This window comes from Campylobacter sp. P0109 (genome assembly GCF_002138755.1).
GTDB lineage: Bacteria > Campylobacterota > Campylobacteria > Campylobacterales > Campylobacteraceae > Campylobacter > Campylobacter devanensis.
This window is the reverse complement of the sequence record NZ_MJKK01000001.1, coordinates 389,799-405,331: the sequence shown is the minus strand read 5'-3', so window position 1 is coordinate 405,331 and position 15,533 is coordinate 389,799. Positions and strand designations below refer to the sequence as shown.

The window sequence follows — 15,533 nt, the reverse complement described above, 5'->3', positions numbered from 1 at the left end:
TCATACTCCCTTAGTGTTATTTGATGCAATAGCAGTAAATAAAACATCTGTAGAGCTATTTAATGCAGTCTCTACTGAATCTTGAATCACTCCAATAATAAATCCTATAGCTACAACCTGTATAGCTATATCATTGCTAATTCCAAATAATGAACATGCCAATGGAATAAGCATAAGCGAGCCACCAGTTACACCGCTAGTACCACATGCTCCAATTGCTGCTATAATGCTAAGTAATAAGGCATTCCAAAATCCAACTTCAATCCCTAAAGTATAAACTGCACTAAGAGAAAGCACAGCTATAGTAACAGCTGCACCGGCCATATTGATAGTAGCTCCAAGAGGTATAGAGATAGAGTATAGGTCTTCATTTAGTTCTAATTTTTTACATAAATTCATATTTACAGGAATATTTGCGGCACTACTTCTGGTAAAAAACGCCGTAATAGCACTCTCTTTTATACATGTCATTATAAGTGGATATGGATTTTTTCTAATAACTATAAAAGCAATAACAGCATTTATCACAAAAGCCACAAATAGCATAGTCCCTACAAGAACAAATAAAAGCTTTGCATATCCACCAAGTGCGGCAAATCCAGTCTGAGCTACGCTGATGCTTACAAGACCAAAAATACCAAATGGCGCTAGACGAATTACAAATTTAACTATTCTTGTAATTGCTTCACTAATATCTTTAAATACTCTTTTTGTTTCATTGCTACAATGTCTAAGAGTCAAACCAGTTGCAATAGCCCAAGCTAAAATCCCAATATAATTACCAGTTGCAATAGCATTTAGTGGATTATCTACAATCTTATATACTAAATCTTTTAATACCACTGCTATATTACTAGGTGCTGTGCTCATAGCTACAGATGTATTTTGTAACACTAAAGCAGTAGGAAAGATAAAGCTAACACACACAGCAGCCAAAGAGGCTAAAAATGTGCCAATTAGATATAATATTATCACATTTTTCATTCCATTAGTACGGCCAAATTCTTTAAGCACTATAGAGGCGCTTACTAACACAAATACTAAAACAGGCGCCACAGCTTTTAGCGCACCTACAAAAATCGAGCCTAAGATCGCTGCTAAATCAGTTAAATTTACAGCAAATGAATTACCACTATGAGCTATAAATCCTAAAATCCCACCAAGAACAATACCAACTAAAATTTGAATTATCAAATTCCCATCTTTATATCGCTGAGCAATATGTCTAATCATTAAAATCCTTTTTAATTAATAAAAACTAATATTATATTTGAAATTTAATTAAATTTGGCTTTACAAAACTTTAAAAAATACACTAAATTTTTAACTTAATTTTTTATATTGTTCTAAATACAATAAGCTACAAATTATTTTATATTTGTCGTATTATTTATATTGTTAATTATTTGAATATAGATTAACCTCATATTTAAATCTATGAAAAAGATATCCAAACCATTGCCACTATTAAATTTAGGGTATAGAATTAATATATAATTTACAAAAATTATGCTAGAATTGCGCCCAAAAATCAAATATAATAAGGAAAAATATGTATCTATTTACAAGTGAAGTTGTAAGCCCAGGACATCCAGATAAGTGCGCTGATATCATAGCTGATAGCATTGTTGATGCGATACTTTCACAAGATTCAAAAGCAAGAGTAGCTAGTGAGGTTTTTGTCGCTGGAAAGCATATTGTAATTGGCGGCGAAGTCAACTCAAGTGTAAATTTAAGCCACCAAGAGTACAGATCTATAGTAAAATCAGCTTTAGCAAAAATCGGTTATAATGGTAATCCACACTTTAGCAAAGCTCAATGTCTCCATCCAGATGATATTGAGGTAGATGTATTTTTAAACCAGCAAAGCCCAGATATCAATCAAGGCGTAGATCAAAGCAGTGGTGAAATTGGTGCTGGAGATCAAGGAATTATGTTTGGTTTTGCATCAAATGAGACAAGCAATTTTATGCCAGCAGCTATTACATATGCTAGAATGATATGCGATAGAGTCTATAGCTATGCGCTTAAAAATCCTGATAAACTAGGCGTAGATATTAAAACTCAAGTCACAGTAGATTATGGTAGCAAGGCTAATTTTGAAGATTGTCACCCTGAGAAAATTCATACCATAGTAGTCTCAGCCCCAAGTGTAGAGAGCTTAAAAATACAAGAGGTTAGGGCGCTTATTAAAGAGCTTATAGATGATTCAGGATTACCACAAAATCTATATGATAAAGATAAAACCATAATCTATATAAATCCAACAGGTAGATATGTAAATCATAGCTCACTTCATGATAGCGGTCTAACAGGTAGAAAATTAATAGTAGATAGCTTTGGTGGATACTCGCCAATAGGTGGTGGCGCACAAAGTAGTAAGGATTATACAAAAGTAGATAGAAGCGGCCTATATGCTGCTAGATGGATAGCTAAAAATATAGTCGCAGCAGGTCTTGCCAAAAAGTGTATAGTCCAGCTAAGTTACGCTATAGGTGTGGCAAAACCTGTTAGCGTAAGCGTGGATTGTATGGGTACAAATATAAATAGTGATGATGATAAATTATCTGAGTTTGTACATGATAAATTTGCCCTAACTCCAAAATGGATAACAGATAAATTTGGCCTAGATAAACCTAGCAAAGATACATTTTTATACGCTGATGTAGCAGCTAAAGGGCAGGTTGGCGATCCTAGTTATCCATGGGAGCAGCTAGATGCTATAGAGTTATTCCAGCAAATTTAAATCTATGAAAAAGCTCTTATATATTTTTTTATTCTTTGGGATTTTGTGCTTTGGTGGTGTACTAGATCCCAAAGATGCCTTTAAGCTTAATATTAGCGGAGATAATCAAAGTGGTATAATAGCTAAATTTGATATTGCAGATGGTGTATATTTATATCAAGATAAAATCAAGATAATGCTAGATAATAACGATATCACAAGACTTTTAAATATTCCTAAGGCGATAAAATATGAGGGCTATGATATTTATAGGAATTTAGAGATTTTTATCCCAGCAGGAATTGTATTGGGTAAAAATAGCTTTAATCTTGATATCTATTACCAAGGTTGCAGCGATAGTGGCTTTTGTTATCAGCCATTAAAGGATGGCTTTGGAGTTGAATTTGACTCAAGTGGTAGTGTTATATCTAGTAGATATCTAGTAGACTCTACAAACAAAACAAATTTAGCTACTAGAAATGATGAAGAATTAGTTAGCTTATCTAAAGATATAGCATCAGGCCAAAATTTGTCTAATCAAAAAACTCAAAATGAGCAGTCACAAATAGCTATAAATTTAGCAAACAACTCCATCTTTTGGGCAATATCAACATTTTTTATATACGGCGTTTTGCTATCTCTTACCCCATGTATTTTTCCAATGATTCCAATTCTCTCAGGCTTGATTGTCGCTAAAGGGGCTAAAAGTGCCAAAAGTGGTTTTATAATCAGCCTTATATATGTATTAGCTATGAGTGTTACATATGCTATAGCTGGAGTATTAGCAAGCTCTTTGGGTGCTAGTGTCCAAGGAATGCTTCAAACTCCAGTAGTACTGATTGGTTTTAGTATTGTTTTTATTGTATTAGCACTTTCAATGTTTGGACTTTTTGAGATAGAAATACCAAAATCATTACAAGTTTACCTAAATACTAAAAGTTCTAAATTTAGCGGAATGGGTGGTGTTATTTTTATGGGCGTAGCATCAGCTTTAATAGTAGGACCATGCGTGGCAGCACCGCTAGCTGGAGCGTTACTTTATATCGCAAATAGCGGGGATATTGTTATTGGCGGATTATCTTTATTTGTAATGAGTTTAGGTATGGGGCTTCCACTTTTAGCTATTGGGCTTGGTGGAGGTAGGGTTTTACCAAAGCCAGGTGAGTGGATGGTAAAAATTAAGATTATATTTGGCTTTATTATGCTTGCGATGGCACTTTGGATTATTTCACCAGTAATTGGCGATGAAATTTCGTTGCTAGGGCAAGGCGTTTTAGGTGTTATTTTAGCTGTGATTTTTGGTGCGTTTGAAAATGCTAGCAGTATAATTCAACGTGCAATAAAAGGAGTAATGCTTATAATCTTTGCTATTAGTATGGTGATAGTTATTGATTTTAGTGTGAGTAAATTTGGATTAAATTTAAAATCAAGTTTGTTAATTACGCAAGATAAAAGTAATATTAATTTTAAATATGTAACCAATTTAAAAGAGCTAAAAGAGATTATAAAATCTAGTCAAAAGCCAATTTTGATAGATTTTTGGGCGAGTTGGTGTGTTAATTGTAAAGAGCTTGAAAGTGATGTTTTGACCCAAAGCGATGTGGCTAAGAAGCTTAATGAGTTTATACTAATAAAGATTGATTTAAGCCAATCAAGCCCAGAAAATGAGGAGCTAATGAGAGAGTATCAAATTTATGGACCCCCAGTTTTATTAATATATAATAATGGTGAGCTAAAATCTCAAATTACTGGATTAATTAGTCCTAATGAGTTACTACAAAGGCTAAATCAAATTTAAGGCAAATTAAATGATAAAGGTGTTAATAGTGATGTTTTTGGCAACTTCGATGGCGATGGCTAAATATATTTCTGTAGATATTAATAAGAGTATAATGAGTGATAATAGTATACAGATTATCGATATTAGAACTTCAAATGAGTGGAAGCAGGGCGTTTTAAAGGGTGCTATTTTAGTAAATTTAACTGATAACAATGGTGAATTTAATGAGAAATTTCTAGAAAATATCAAGGAGAAAATCGATCCAAATAAGAAAATTGCTATAATTTGTCGAAGTGGAGTACGTAGTCTAAGAGCCTCTGAATTGCTAGTTCAAAATGGCTATAAAGATGTGATAAATCTCTCTGGTGGTATGATACTAGCATCGCAAAAAGGGTTAGATATAGTAAAACCATGAATGATAAAGTAAAGCGAGTTAAATACCTACGTGGGCTTGAAAAATTTGCTAAATTAGTTATAAGAAATCTAAAGCGTGATGACTATGATAGTATTAAATTTCGCACGCTAGTAGAAAAAAATGCAGAAATTTTAGTTAAAATAGAGCCAGTTTATCTTGATCAACCATATGCAAAATCACTTTGTGAATTTGTAAATTTAGTCATTGCCATAGATGATAAGGCGATGCTTTTAAAGGCTGCCAATTCACTCGAAAAACTCAAAAATTCAAAAAGCTATAAAAAAGATAAGCATAAAGGTCATGTTTATGAGTAAAGTTATAATTTTTGATATGGATGGAACGCTAATTAATAGCACGCAAGCTATTTGTGAGACTATTAATTATATGCGCTTAGGGTTAAATTTAACTCCGCTTAGTTATAGTTATATTATCGAAGTTATCAACAATCCGGCAAAAAACTATATGATAGAGTTTTATGGTGTTGATAAAATCAGTAATAATATGATGAAAATCTTTGAAGATGAGTATCAAAAAAATTACTTTTTACATGCTAAAGTATATGATGAGGCTATGGCAGTTATGGGGTATTGCGAGGATAAAAATTATGCTATGGCAGTAGCATCTAATGCACCTAATTCTAGTCTAGAGATAATCTTAAAAAATGCTAAAATTCTAGATAAATTTAAGATGATTATAGGTGCTAGTAATAAAGTTCCATGCAAGCCAGCCCCTAATATGTTAAATTTGATTATGGATAGCCTTGGTAAACGAGCCATTTTTATTGGTGATAGTTATAAGGATTCTATGGCGGCTAAAAACGCAAATATAAAATATATAAATGTAACTTGGGGTAGAGATATCCAAATTCTAGGTGAGATAAATTGCAAAAACGCTAACGAAGTTATAAAAAACATAGGCTAACTGTGTAAATTCGATACATTTAGAAATTTTATTTAACTAAAATTCATATTTTTAAACTTTATGATTAAAATTTAATGCTATAATCAAAGAATTTGAAAATCAAAGTTAATTAAAGGTAAAAATATGAAAAAGCTAAATGGCTCGCAAATGATAAGCGAAGCGCTAAAACACGAAGGTGTTAGCGTTGTTTTTGGTTATCCTGGTGGCGCAGCATTAAATATCTATGATGAGACATATAAACAAGAGTATTTCACCCATATTTTAACCCGCCACGAACAAGCAGCCCTACATGCAGCCGATGGTTACGCAAGAGTTAGTGGCGAAGTCGGCGTGGCATTTGTAACTAGCGGCCCAGGATTTACAAATGCTATAACCGGTCTAGCTACGGCGTATGCTGACTCCATCCCATTAGTTTTAATTAGCGGTCAAGTTGGCCTACCATTAATCGGCACAGACGCATTTCAAGAGATTGACGCCGTAGGTATATCAAGACCTTGCGTGAAGCATAATTTTTTAGTCAAAAGTATTGAAGAGTTGCCACTTATCTTAAAACAAGCCTTTTATATCGCAAGAAGTGGCCGCCCAGGCCCAGTCCATGTAGATATACCTAAGGATGTAACGGCTGCTATTGGCGATTTTGAGTATCCTAGCGAGATAAAGATGAAAACATATAAGCCAACCACAAAAGGCCATCCAAATCAGATTAAAAAGGCCTGTGAAGCCATCATGGCATCTAAAAAACCAATAGCCTATATAGGCGGTGGCGCTGTAAGTAGCGGGGCTAGTGATGAGATTAGAGAATTTATCCAAAAGACTCAAATTCCAGCAGTAGAGACACTAATGGCGCTTGGAGTTTTAACCTCTGTTAATCCTTTAAATTTAGCTATGGTTGGTATGCATGGTAGCTACGCTGCAAATATGGCATTAAGCGAGGCTGATCTGATCATCTGTCTTGGGGCTAGATTTGATGATAGAGTTACAGGCAAACTAAGCGAATTTGCCAAAAATGCCAAAATCATACATATAGATATAGACCCAAGTAGCATTGGTAAAATTGTCAAAGTAGATTATCCTATTGTTGGCGATTTGAAAAATGTAATGATAGAATTAAATGAGAAGATAAATTTAAATGGCGATGAATTTAGCGCTTGGAGAGATCAGATCGAAATTTACAAAAAGCTTCACCCGCTTAATTATAAAGATAGCGATGAAGTCTTAAAGCCTCAATGGGTAATAGAAAAAATGGGAGAAATTTTGCCAAAAGAGAGCATAATCACCACAGATGTCGGCCAACACCAAATGTGGGTTGCGCAATTTTTCCCATTTAATCGCCCTAGACAGCTACTTACAAGTGGTGGTTTAGGTACTATGGGATATGGACTTCCAGCTGCGATGGGGGCTGCTTGGGCTAGTGATGCGCCTGTTATTGCTGTTAGCGGTGATGGTGGATTTTTGATGAATATCCAAGAGCTAATGACCTTAGTAGCGAATAAAAAACGAGTGATAAATATCATCTTAAATAATAATTTCTTAGGTATGGTACGTCAGTGGCAAACATTTTTTTACGATGAGAGATACTCTAATACCGATCTTAGCATTCAGCCTGATTTTGTCAAAATTTGCGAAGGCTTTGGCGGTAAGGGATTTGTAGCTACTACAAAGAGCGAATTTGAATCTGCTTTAAATGCCGCTTTAGAGTGTGAGTGTGTGAGTGTGATTGAGGTTAAGATAGATAGATTTGAAAATGTCTTGCCTATGGTGCCAGCCGGTGCGGCTATTTATAATATGATATTGGAGTGAGAATGAGAAGGGTTATTTCTGCAATTGTATTAAATGAACACGGGGTTTTAAGCCGTATAGTTGGGCTATTTTCAGGGCGTGGGTACAATATAGACTCTTTGACTGTAGCTCCTGTGCCAGAGAGTGAATTTTCTAGAGTTACGATCACCACAAGTGGCGATGCTAGGGTATTTGAGCAGATAGTTAAGCAACTTCACAAACTCATACCAACTTATAAAGTTATAGATGATAGTGGCGAATATGTAGAAAAAGAGATGGCGCTTATCAAAATTTCGCTAAATGAGGATTTTAGCGGACTTGATGCGATACTCAAATCATATAACGCTATAGTAGCTAACGCAAATGAACAATACATAATAGTAATGGGCTGTGATAACTCTGCTAGAATTGATTGTTTTATTAAAGTTATGAAAAAATATAACCCAATACAAATAGTCCGAAGCGGCTCAGTAATGATGGAAGTATGATGAAATTAAGTCAAATTTACTCTATTTTGGGATTAGAATTTAACGGTGATGATATCGAGATTGTCTCTCTTAGCTCCTTAGCGTTAGCTCAAAGGGCTCAAATGAGCTATTGCGATTCACCTAAAAATACAAAATATCTAGCTGATTGTAAGGCTGGTGCTGTGCTAGTGAGTAAAGATATGGTGGATATGGTAAAGAGTAGGGCGGTTGTGGTAGAAAATCCCCATCTTGCTTTTGCTATCTTATCAAAGCACTTCTCAAAGCCATTGATTAGAGAATTCAAACCATCAAATATAGATGAGAGCGTAACTATAATGCCAAATGCCTATATAGGAAGTGGCGTAACTATGGGCAAAAATAGCCTAATAATGCCCGGAGCATATATAGGTGATAATGTAACAATCGGCAGTGATTGTATAATCCACCCAAATGTTACAATCTATGCTGATAGCGTAATAGGCAATGAGTGTATAATTAACGCAAATTCAGTAATCGGTAGCGATGGTTTTGGCTACGCACATACCAAAACTGGCGAACACATTAAGATATATCACAATGGATGGGTGATCTTAGAAGATTGCGTAGAAATTGGCGCTTGTACCACGATAGATAGGGGAGTTTTTGAGCCGACAATTGTGCGTAAATACTCAAAAATTGATAACCTAGTTCAAATAGGCCACAATTGCGAAATCGGCTATGGCAGTATCTTGGTCTCTCAAGTTGGTTTAGCAGGTAGCACAAAGCTTGGTCGCAATGTAATAATGGGCGGTCAAAGCGGAACCGCAGGGCATCTAAGCATAGGTGATTTTGCTAAGATTGCTGGGCGTGGCGCTGTATCAAAGAGTATTGAAGGCTATAAAGAGTATGGCGGATATCCACTTATGGAGCTTAAAGAGTGGTTTAAAACACAGGCTAGATTCTTGCGTGAATTTGGTAGCAAAAAATAGCAAAAAAGGTAAAATATGGAAAATAAGGATCAATTTATAAATCGTGAATTATCTTGGCTTAGGTTTAATTCTAGAGTTTTAGCACAATGTAGCAAGGATCTTCCACTACTTGAAAAACTTAAATTTATAGCGATTTACTGTACGAATTTGGATGAATTTTATATGATCAGAATCGCAGGACTTAAACAGTTATTTGCTGCTGGTATCGTAGTAAGCGGTAGCGATGAGATGACTCCACTAGATCAGTTAAGAGAGATTAGAAAATATCTAAAAGATGAACAAGAGGTACTAGAAAATTACTATAAAGACACAGTTAGCAAGCTTGCAGGACATGGATTATTTATCCAAAATTATGAAGAGTTAAGTGACGAGGTAAAATCTAGAGCAGATGAATATTTTTTCTCAAATATTTTACCTGTTATTGTGCCAATTGCTGTTGATCCTACACATCCATTTCCACATCTTAATAACCTTAGCTTTGCTTTGGCAGTTAAACTTTGTGATGATGCTCACCCTGAGATTATTAAGTTTGGTATGATCAGAATTAGTAGAGTTTTACCTAGATTTTATTATGCTGGTGATGGAATTTATGTGCCAATTGAGAGTATAGTTCATAGGCACGCTGAAGAGATATTTCCGGGTTATAGATTGCTTAGTAGCTGTGCGTTTAGGGTTACTAGAAATGCTGATATGGTAATTGAAGAAGAAGAAGCCGATGATTTTATGATGATTTTAGAGCAGGGGCTTAAGCTTCGTAGAAAAGGGGCATTTGTTAGACTTCAAATAGATTCTGGATGCGATCCTGAGATTTTAGATTTTCTAAATTTACATATGAAAATCTTTTATAAAGATATCTATGAATATAATATTCCACTAACACTTGGAGCGCTTTGGCAAATTATTGGGGATAAGGAATTTTCTCATTTACTACTTCCGCCATACACACCAAAGACTTTACCGCCATTTGGGCAAAATATTTCTATGTTTGATGCTATCGATAAAGAAGATGTGTTATTATTTCATCCATATGAGAGTTTTGATCCTGTTACGCAGTTTATTAGAGAGGCAGCTAAAGATCCAAAGGTTATATCAATTAGAATGACCTTATATAGAGTGGAGAAAAACTCAGCTATAATTCAAGCATTAATAGATGCTGCTAATGAAGGCAAGCAAGTTACTGTAATGGTTGAATTAAAAGCGAGATTTGATGAGGAAAATAACCTTCATTGGGCAAAAGCACTAGAAAATGCTGGTGCACATGTAATATATGGTATTACAGGGTTTAAGGTGCATGCAAAGGTTAGTCAAGTTATTCGTCAAGTAGGGGATAAGCTAAATTTCTACATTCATTTAGGTACCGGTAATTATAATGGTAGTAGTGCTAAGATTTATACCGATGTAAGCTACTTTACCTCTAGAGCCGATGTGGCAAAAGATACCACAACATTTTTTCATATTTTATCAGGCTTTAGTAAAAATCGCCGCTTAAATGGATTGTCAATGTCACCAATGCAGATTAAAGAGCGTGTGATTGCAATGATTAAAAACGAAGCCAAAATGGGTAGTGAGGGCAGAATCATAGCTAAGATGAATGCGCTAGTAGATAGCGATGTAATAAAGGCGCTATATGAAGCTAGTAACGCTGGTGTACAGATAAATTTAATAATACGTGGTATTTGCTGTTTGCGCCCTGGTGTGCCTGGAATGAGTCAAAATATCAAGGTTAGATCGATAATCGGTAAATACCTTGAACACGCTAGAATATTTTATTTTAAACACGCTAATCCTAAATTCTATATCAGTAGCGCTGATTGGATGCCAAGAAATCTTGAGCGTAGATTAGAGTTGATGACTCCAATTACTGATCCGGTATCTCAAGGTAAATTGGGTGAAATACTACGCTTGCAAGTTCAAGATAATGAGTTGGCATTTGAGCTAGGTAGTGATGGGGAGTATCACAGCATAATAAAATCTGAAGGCGAAAAAGTAGTAAATAATCAAGAGTTTTTTGAAGGTTATCTAAATAAAATTTTCAAAACAATGAAAAAATCTAGCGACCAAGATAAGGTTCAAATCTTAGCTTCAAAACTCTTTAAAGAGAGCTAATAGTCTTGCTTAAAGCAAGGCTATTTCAGCTAGTATTTATAAGATTTTTGCTAAAATTTCCGCCAAATTTTAAATTTTTTAAGGATATAAAGGCTATGAGCTGTCCCATGCGTACTTGCTTACCGTGCTATTTCTAAAGCTTTAAATAGTGATAAATTTACATTTTTAGCTAGATTACAGCTTTCATTTGTTAATGCTATATCCTATTTGGCTTTTGTGGTCACTTTTCCAGTGCATTGCAATTGTATATTTAAGCGAAAAACACGTATAACTCTATTAAAGCTAAAAAATTTCTATTGTAGTGATTTTAGTCAATTTTATAGATTTCACGGACTTCAACCGCCACTTGTTTTGTTTGAAATGTGCCATTCATACAGCCAGATCAAATAAATTTAAAAATACATAAAAGGATAATAAAATGTCAAAAAGTTTCGTAACAGGATTTCCAAGAATTGGCGAGCAAAGAGAGCTTAAATTTGCTCTTGAGAGTTTTTGGGCTGGTAAAACTAGCTTTGGTGAAGTAGAAAAAGTAGCTACTGAGTTAAAAAAACGCCATTGGAATTATCAAATAGACGCAAAAGTAGATTTAATTAGCGTAAATGATTTTTCATATTATGATTTAATGCTTGATAATATTGTAACTTTTGGTGCGATTCCTCCGCGCTTTGCTGGACTTAGTGGCTATGATTTATACTTCTCAATGGCTAGAGGAAATGCAAATAGCGTAGCTATGGAGATGACAAAATGGTTTAACACAAACTATCATTATATAGTTCCTGAACTTAGTCGTGATGTTAAATTTAATCTAGATAGCAGCAAGATTGTTGCTGAATATAAAGAGGCAAAAGAAGCTGGTGTAAAAAATGCAAAAATAAATTTAATTGGCCCTATAACATTCTTAGCTCTTAGTAAAACAACAGATGGTAGCAATGCGCTTGATCATTTAGATGCTTTAAGTAGTGAGTATGTAAAGCTAATTGCTGAACTTTCAAAGCTTGATAATGAGATTATTATTCAAATAGATGAACCAATTTTTGTAACAGATAGAGCAGCTGAGCTAGCTAGCAAAATTGTACCTATCTATGACACGCTTGCAAGTGTTGCAGATAATGTTAAAATCATATTTATGACATATTTTGAGCATGCAAACGAAGCTGTAGCTCAAGTAGTAAAGAGTAAAATTTGGGCTATAGGTTTGGATTTTGTCCATGCAGCTTGCCAAGAAGAGGCTCTAAAACTACTATCAAATAGCGATAAAGTGCTTTTTGCTGGATTAATAGATGGTAGAAATGTATGGGTAAGCAATCTAGATGCTAAAGCTGAAGTTGTAAATAAAATCAAAGCATTTATCTCAGATGAACGCCTATATATCGGTACTTCATGCTCACTTTTACATGTGCCATATACTTTAAAATATGAAGAAAATTTAAGTATAAAAGAGTGGTTAGCATTTGGTGTTGAAAAGCTTACAGAGCTTAGACTTCTAAAAAAATTGGTAAATGGTGGTGATTTTTGTGAGATTGGTAACTCATTGATTGAGGCTAATCGCTTAGCAGTCGCTTCAAGAAAAACTTCAGAATTAATCAATGATATAAATGTTCAAAATAGAGTAAAATCTCTAACTAAATTTGATAGAGATACAGCATATGAAGAGCGTATTAAAATCCAAAAAGCCGCCTTTAATCTACCTGAACTTCCTACTACTACAATTGGTAGCTTCCCTCAAACTCCAGAGCTTCGCCAAGTCCGCAACGCATATAAAAAATCTCTGATAACAAAAGATTCATATGAGAGTGAAATCAAAAAATATATTGATGATTGTATCAAATTTCAAGAAGAGTGCGGATTGGATGTATTAGTTCATGGTGAGCCTGAGAGAAATGATATGGTTGAGTATTTTGGCGAACAGCTAAAAGGCTACGCATTTAGTGCTAATGGTTGGGTTCAAAGCTATGGTAGTAGATGCGTTAAGCCACCACTTCTATTTGGCGATGTAAGCCGCCCAGCACCTATGACAGTTGATTGGATTACATATGCTCAAAGTCGCACATCAAAAATAATGAAAGGTATGCTAACAGGCCCTGTAACTATACTTAACTGGAGCTTTGTAAGAGATGATAAACCAAGAAGTGAAATTGCTAAAGAGCTTGCGCTTTGTATATATGATGAGATAGATGACTTGCAAAAAGCTGGTATTAAGATCATTCAAGTTGATGAAGCAGCATTTAAAGAGGGATATCCACTTCGTAAAGAAAATATCTCAGCATATGAAAAATTCGCAGTTGATTGCTTTAAATTAAGCGTTAGCGTAGCAAAAGCATCTACGCAGATTCACACACATATGTGCTATTCTGAATTTAATGATATCATCAAAACTATTGAAGCAATGGATGCCGATGTAATCAGTATTGAGACAGCAAGAAGTGGCAATGAGCTATTAAAAATCTTTAAATCTGTAGGCTATAAACAAGAAGTAGGCCCAGGTGTGTATGATATCCACAGCCCGCGTATTCCTACAGTTGAAGAGATTGCTGCACAGATCAATGCCTTATTAGAAGTTTTACCTGCATCTCAACTATGGATTAATCCAGATTGTGGGCTAAAAACTCGCAAATGGCCAGAGGTAAAACCAAGCCTAGAAAATATGGTAAAAGCAGTCAAAATCATTCGTATGAGTTAATTTATTTATAGAGCTAACTTCGGTTGGCTCTATTAAGTAAATTTGGAGTCATATGCTAAAAAATAAGATAAAACAAGGTAAATCTGGAATTGTTCTATATGGTCTTACACCGCCCAAGATTAGCTTAAGTCATGATGAGGCTAAAGAGATAGCACTTAGACAACTTAGTAGGCTTGATGGTATAAAGATAGATGGTCTTGTAATATATGACCTTCAAGATGAGAGTAATCGCAACTCTAGCAATAGAACATTTGAGTTTGTCCGTACAATAAAGCCTGAAATTTATGCTAAAGATTATTTGCAAAATCGATATGAAGCTGTAATTTATAAGGCTATAGGTAACTATAATGAGGCCGAATTTAAAGAGTTTTTACAAACTCATAGCGATGCAATTAGTGTATTTGTGGGGGCTAGTTCGGCTATTGATACGCCAAAGCTTAGTCTAAATGATGCATATAAGATAAAAAAAGAGATCGCCAACGATCTAACACTTGGTGGCATATGCATTCCTGAGAGACACACTAAAAAACACGATGAAGATTTGCGTGTGGCATCTAAGCGTGTTAAGGGTTGTGAGTTTTTTATCACACAGGCTGTTTATGATATTGAAACAGCTAAGAAATTTTTAGATGATTTTGCCGCCTTAGGAATCAAAAATACTCCAATTATATTCACATTTACACCGTGTGGTAATATAAAGACTTTTGAATTTATGCAGTGGCTTGGTATTTCAGTTAGCGAGTTATCACGACATAGGATTTTTGATAGTGATGATGCACTAGAGAGCTCAGTCAAGCTTAGCCTTGATATGTTTGAGTTTTTATATAAATATGGCTTAGCTAAGGGCGTAAGTGTAGGGGCAAATATTGAGAGCATTTCTACTAGAAAGGTTGAGATCGATGCTTCGATTAGGTTGTTAAAAGGGATAATTGCAATTATAGAAAACCATTCATTAGAAAATACAAAGAGTAAAATTCAAAGCGCTTCTAAATTTGATGAATAAATAATTTTTTTAAGATAGATATTATATAAAATCATTTAAATTTATTGGATGATTTTATATAATCTAATATTAATATTTAGTTTTGATGTTGTCTCATATTATAAGCTATTATGTAAAGAAGTATTTAATCTAATAAAAATAGCTTAAACTTTAATTTTAGCGATGTTTGAGAGTATTTTTAGCAAAATCAAAATAATAGCTTTTGTTTTACATTTTTTACATTCTTTTTTTATAAATTTTGCAAACTTTAAAAAAATATTTAAATGTTGATTAAACGGCTTTTAATTTTTTAATTCTCTTAATAATAAGATATATTATTAAAAAATTTATTAAGGAATTTATAATGAAAATAGAAGTTGAAAAAGGTGATTTATCATATGCAAATGATATAAACATGACTTTAGTATTTCCAGAGAGTTTTACTGCTTCGGACTTTAATATGTTTTTTACTTCGATAAAAGCTTATAGAAATAAACAAATATCGTCATTAGAAGTAAATAAAACAGCTAAAGAATTTTTAGCTTTAGTAGATACTTATATTTTAATCTACATGAATTTTGTGGTATTAAAAGCAAGTATTCAAAATCTGTTTTTAGAATACTTATTCAGTTTAAAAATGTAAAATCAAATTTTAAAAGTAAAAAAGAATTAACCTTGACTAAAAAACAATTTAGAAATTTATTATCTAT

13 protein-coding genes are annotated in these 15,533 nt (G+C 34.0%); 12 read left to right on the top strand and 1 reads right to left on the bottom strand.

The genetic code is table 11. The features are described 5' to 3' along the window. Complete coding sequence (sstT, locus tag CIGNP109_RS02095) at positions 1 to 1,233, bottom strand: serine/threonine transporter SstT (protein ID WP_086228012.1); 1,233 nt, start codon at positions 1,231 to 1,233, stop codon at positions 1 to 3. Between the two features lie 319 nt (positions 1,234 to 1,552). Between sstT and metK the strand changes: the two genes are divergently transcribed. The 12 genes from metK to CIGNP109_RS02035 all read left to right on the top strand — a co-directional run bounded on the left by metK (position 1,553) and on the right by CIGNP109_RS02035 (position 15,466). Beyond that, entirely contained in the window at positions 1,553 to 2,746 is a 1,194-nt protein-coding gene (gene metK / locus CIGNP109_RS02090) for a methionine adenosyltransferase (protein WP_086227017.1), read from the top strand. 4 nt (positions 2,747 to 2,750) lie between these two features. After that, entirely contained in the window at positions 2,751 to 4,523 is a 1,773-nt protein-coding gene (gene dsbD / locus CIGNP109_RS02085; protein ID WP_086228011.1) for a protein-disulfide reductase DsbD, read from the top strand. A 10-nt stretch (positions 4,524 to 4,533) separates the two neighbouring features. Continuing rightward, entirely contained in the window at positions 4,534 to 4,920 is a 387-nt protein-coding gene (locus tag CIGNP109_RS02080) for a rhodanese-like domain-containing protein (RefSeq protein WP_086228010.1), read from the top strand. After that, positions 4,917 to 5,234 (top strand): hypothetical protein, encoded by a 318-nt coding sequence (locus tag CIGNP109_RS02075; RefSeq protein ID WP_086228009.1) that lies wholly within the window; start codon positions 4,917 to 4,919, stop codon positions 5,232 to 5,234. The genes CIGNP109_RS02080 and CIGNP109_RS02075 overlap by 4 nt, the downstream gene beginning before the upstream one ends. Continuing rightward, a complete protein-coding gene (locus CIGNP109_RS02070) occupies positions 5,227 to 5,841 on the top strand; it encodes an HAD family hydrolase (RefSeq protein WP_086228008.1) in 615 nt (204 codons plus the stop codon). The genes CIGNP109_RS02075 and CIGNP109_RS02070 overlap by 8 nt, the downstream gene beginning before the upstream one ends. A gap of 123 nt (positions 5,842 to 5,964) precedes the next feature. Beyond that, positions 5,965 to 7,641 (top strand): acetolactate synthase large subunit, encoded by a 1,677-nt coding sequence (locus CIGNP109_RS02065; RefSeq protein WP_086228007.1) that lies wholly within the window; start codon positions 5,965 to 5,967, stop codon positions 7,639 to 7,641. Positions 7,642 to 7,643: 2 nt separating this feature from the next. Then, positions 7,644 to 8,108 (top strand): acetolactate synthase small subunit, encoded by a 465-nt coding sequence (gene ilvN, locus CIGNP109_RS02060; protein WP_086224528.1) that lies wholly within the window; start codon positions 7,644 to 7,646, stop codon positions 8,106 to 8,108. After that, on the top strand, positions 8,108 to 9,055 hold the full coding sequence (lpxD, locus tag CIGNP109_RS02055) for a UDP-3-O-(3-hydroxymyristoyl)glucosamine N-acyltransferase (protein WP_086228006.1): 948 nt from the start codon (positions 8,108 to 8,110) through the stop codon (positions 9,053 to 9,055). The genes ilvN and lpxD overlap by 1 nt, the downstream gene beginning before the upstream one ends. A 15-nt stretch (positions 9,056 to 9,070) precedes the next feature. Then, a complete protein-coding gene (locus tag CIGNP109_RS02050) occupies positions 9,071 to 11,161 on the top strand; it encodes an RNA degradosome polyphosphate kinase (protein WP_086228005.1) in 2,091 nt (696 codons plus the stop codon). A 418-nt stretch (positions 11,162 to 11,579) separates the two neighbouring features. After that, positions 11,580 to 13,841, top strand: coding sequence for a 5-methyltetrahydropteroyltriglutamate--homocysteine S-methyltransferase (gene metE / locus CIGNP109_RS02045; RefSeq protein ID WP_086228004.1), 2,262 nt, complete (start codon positions 11,580 to 11,582; stop codon positions 13,839 to 13,841). Positions 13,842 to 13,893: 52 nt separating this feature from the next. After that, complete coding sequence (locus CIGNP109_RS02040) at positions 13,894 to 14,844, top strand: methylenetetrahydrofolate reductase (protein WP_141081042.1); 951 nt, start codon at positions 13,894 to 13,896, stop codon at positions 14,842 to 14,844. Positions 14,845 to 15,187: 343 nt separating this feature from the next. After that, on the top strand, positions 15,188 to 15,466 hold the full coding sequence (locus CIGNP109_RS02035; protein ID WP_086227028.1) for a hypothetical protein: 279 nt from the start codon (positions 15,188 to 15,190) through the stop codon (positions 15,464 to 15,466). Positions 15,467 to 15,533 lie beyond the last annotated feature (67 nt).

Bases quoted from the DNA above. Each gene is read 5' to 3' on its own strand.
- sstT (WP_086228012.1), bottom strand. From the start codon at position 1,233: ATGATTAGACATATTGCTCAGCGATATAAAGATGGGAATTTGATAATT.
- metK (WP_086227017.1), top strand. From the start codon at position 1,553: ATGTATCTATTTACAAGTGAAGTTGTAAGCCCAGGACATCCAGATAAG.
- dsbD (WP_086228011.1), top strand. From the start codon at position 2,751: ATGAAAAAGCTCTTATATATTTTTTTATTCTTTGGGATTTTGTGCTTT.
- CIGNP109_RS02080 (WP_086228010.1), top strand. From the start codon at position 4,534: ATGATAAAGGTGTTAATAGTGATGTTTTTGGCAACTTCGATGGCGATG.
- CIGNP109_RS02075 (WP_086228009.1), top strand. From the start codon at position 4,917: ATGAATGATAAAGTAAAGCGAGTTAAATACCTACGTGGGCTTGAAAAA.
- CIGNP109_RS02070 (WP_086228008.1), top strand. From the start codon at position 5,227: ATGAGTAAAGTTATAATTTTTGATATGGATGGAACGCTAATTAATAGC.
- CIGNP109_RS02065 (WP_086228007.1), top strand. From the start codon at position 5,965: ATGAAAAAGCTAAATGGCTCGCAAATGATAAGCGAAGCGCTAAAACAC.
- ilvN (WP_086224528.1), top strand. From the start codon at position 7,644: ATGAGAAGGGTTATTTCTGCAATTGTATTAAATGAACACGGGGTTTTA.
- lpxD (WP_086228006.1), top strand. From the start codon at position 8,108: ATGAAATTAAGTCAAATTTACTCTATTTTGGGATTAGAATTTAACGGT.
- CIGNP109_RS02050 (WP_086228005.1), top strand. From the start codon at position 9,071: ATGGAAAATAAGGATCAATTTATAAATCGTGAATTATCTTGGCTTAGG.
- metE (WP_086228004.1), top strand. From the start codon at position 11,580: ATGTCAAAAAGTTTCGTAACAGGATTTCCAAGAATTGGCGAGCAAAGA.
- CIGNP109_RS02040 (WP_141081042.1), top strand. From the start codon at position 13,894: ATGCTAAAAAATAAGATAAAACAAGGTAAATCTGGAATTGTTCTATAT.
- CIGNP109_RS02035 (WP_086227028.1), top strand. From the start codon at position 15,188: ATGAAAATAGAAGTTGAAAAAGGTGATTTATCATATGCAAATGATATA.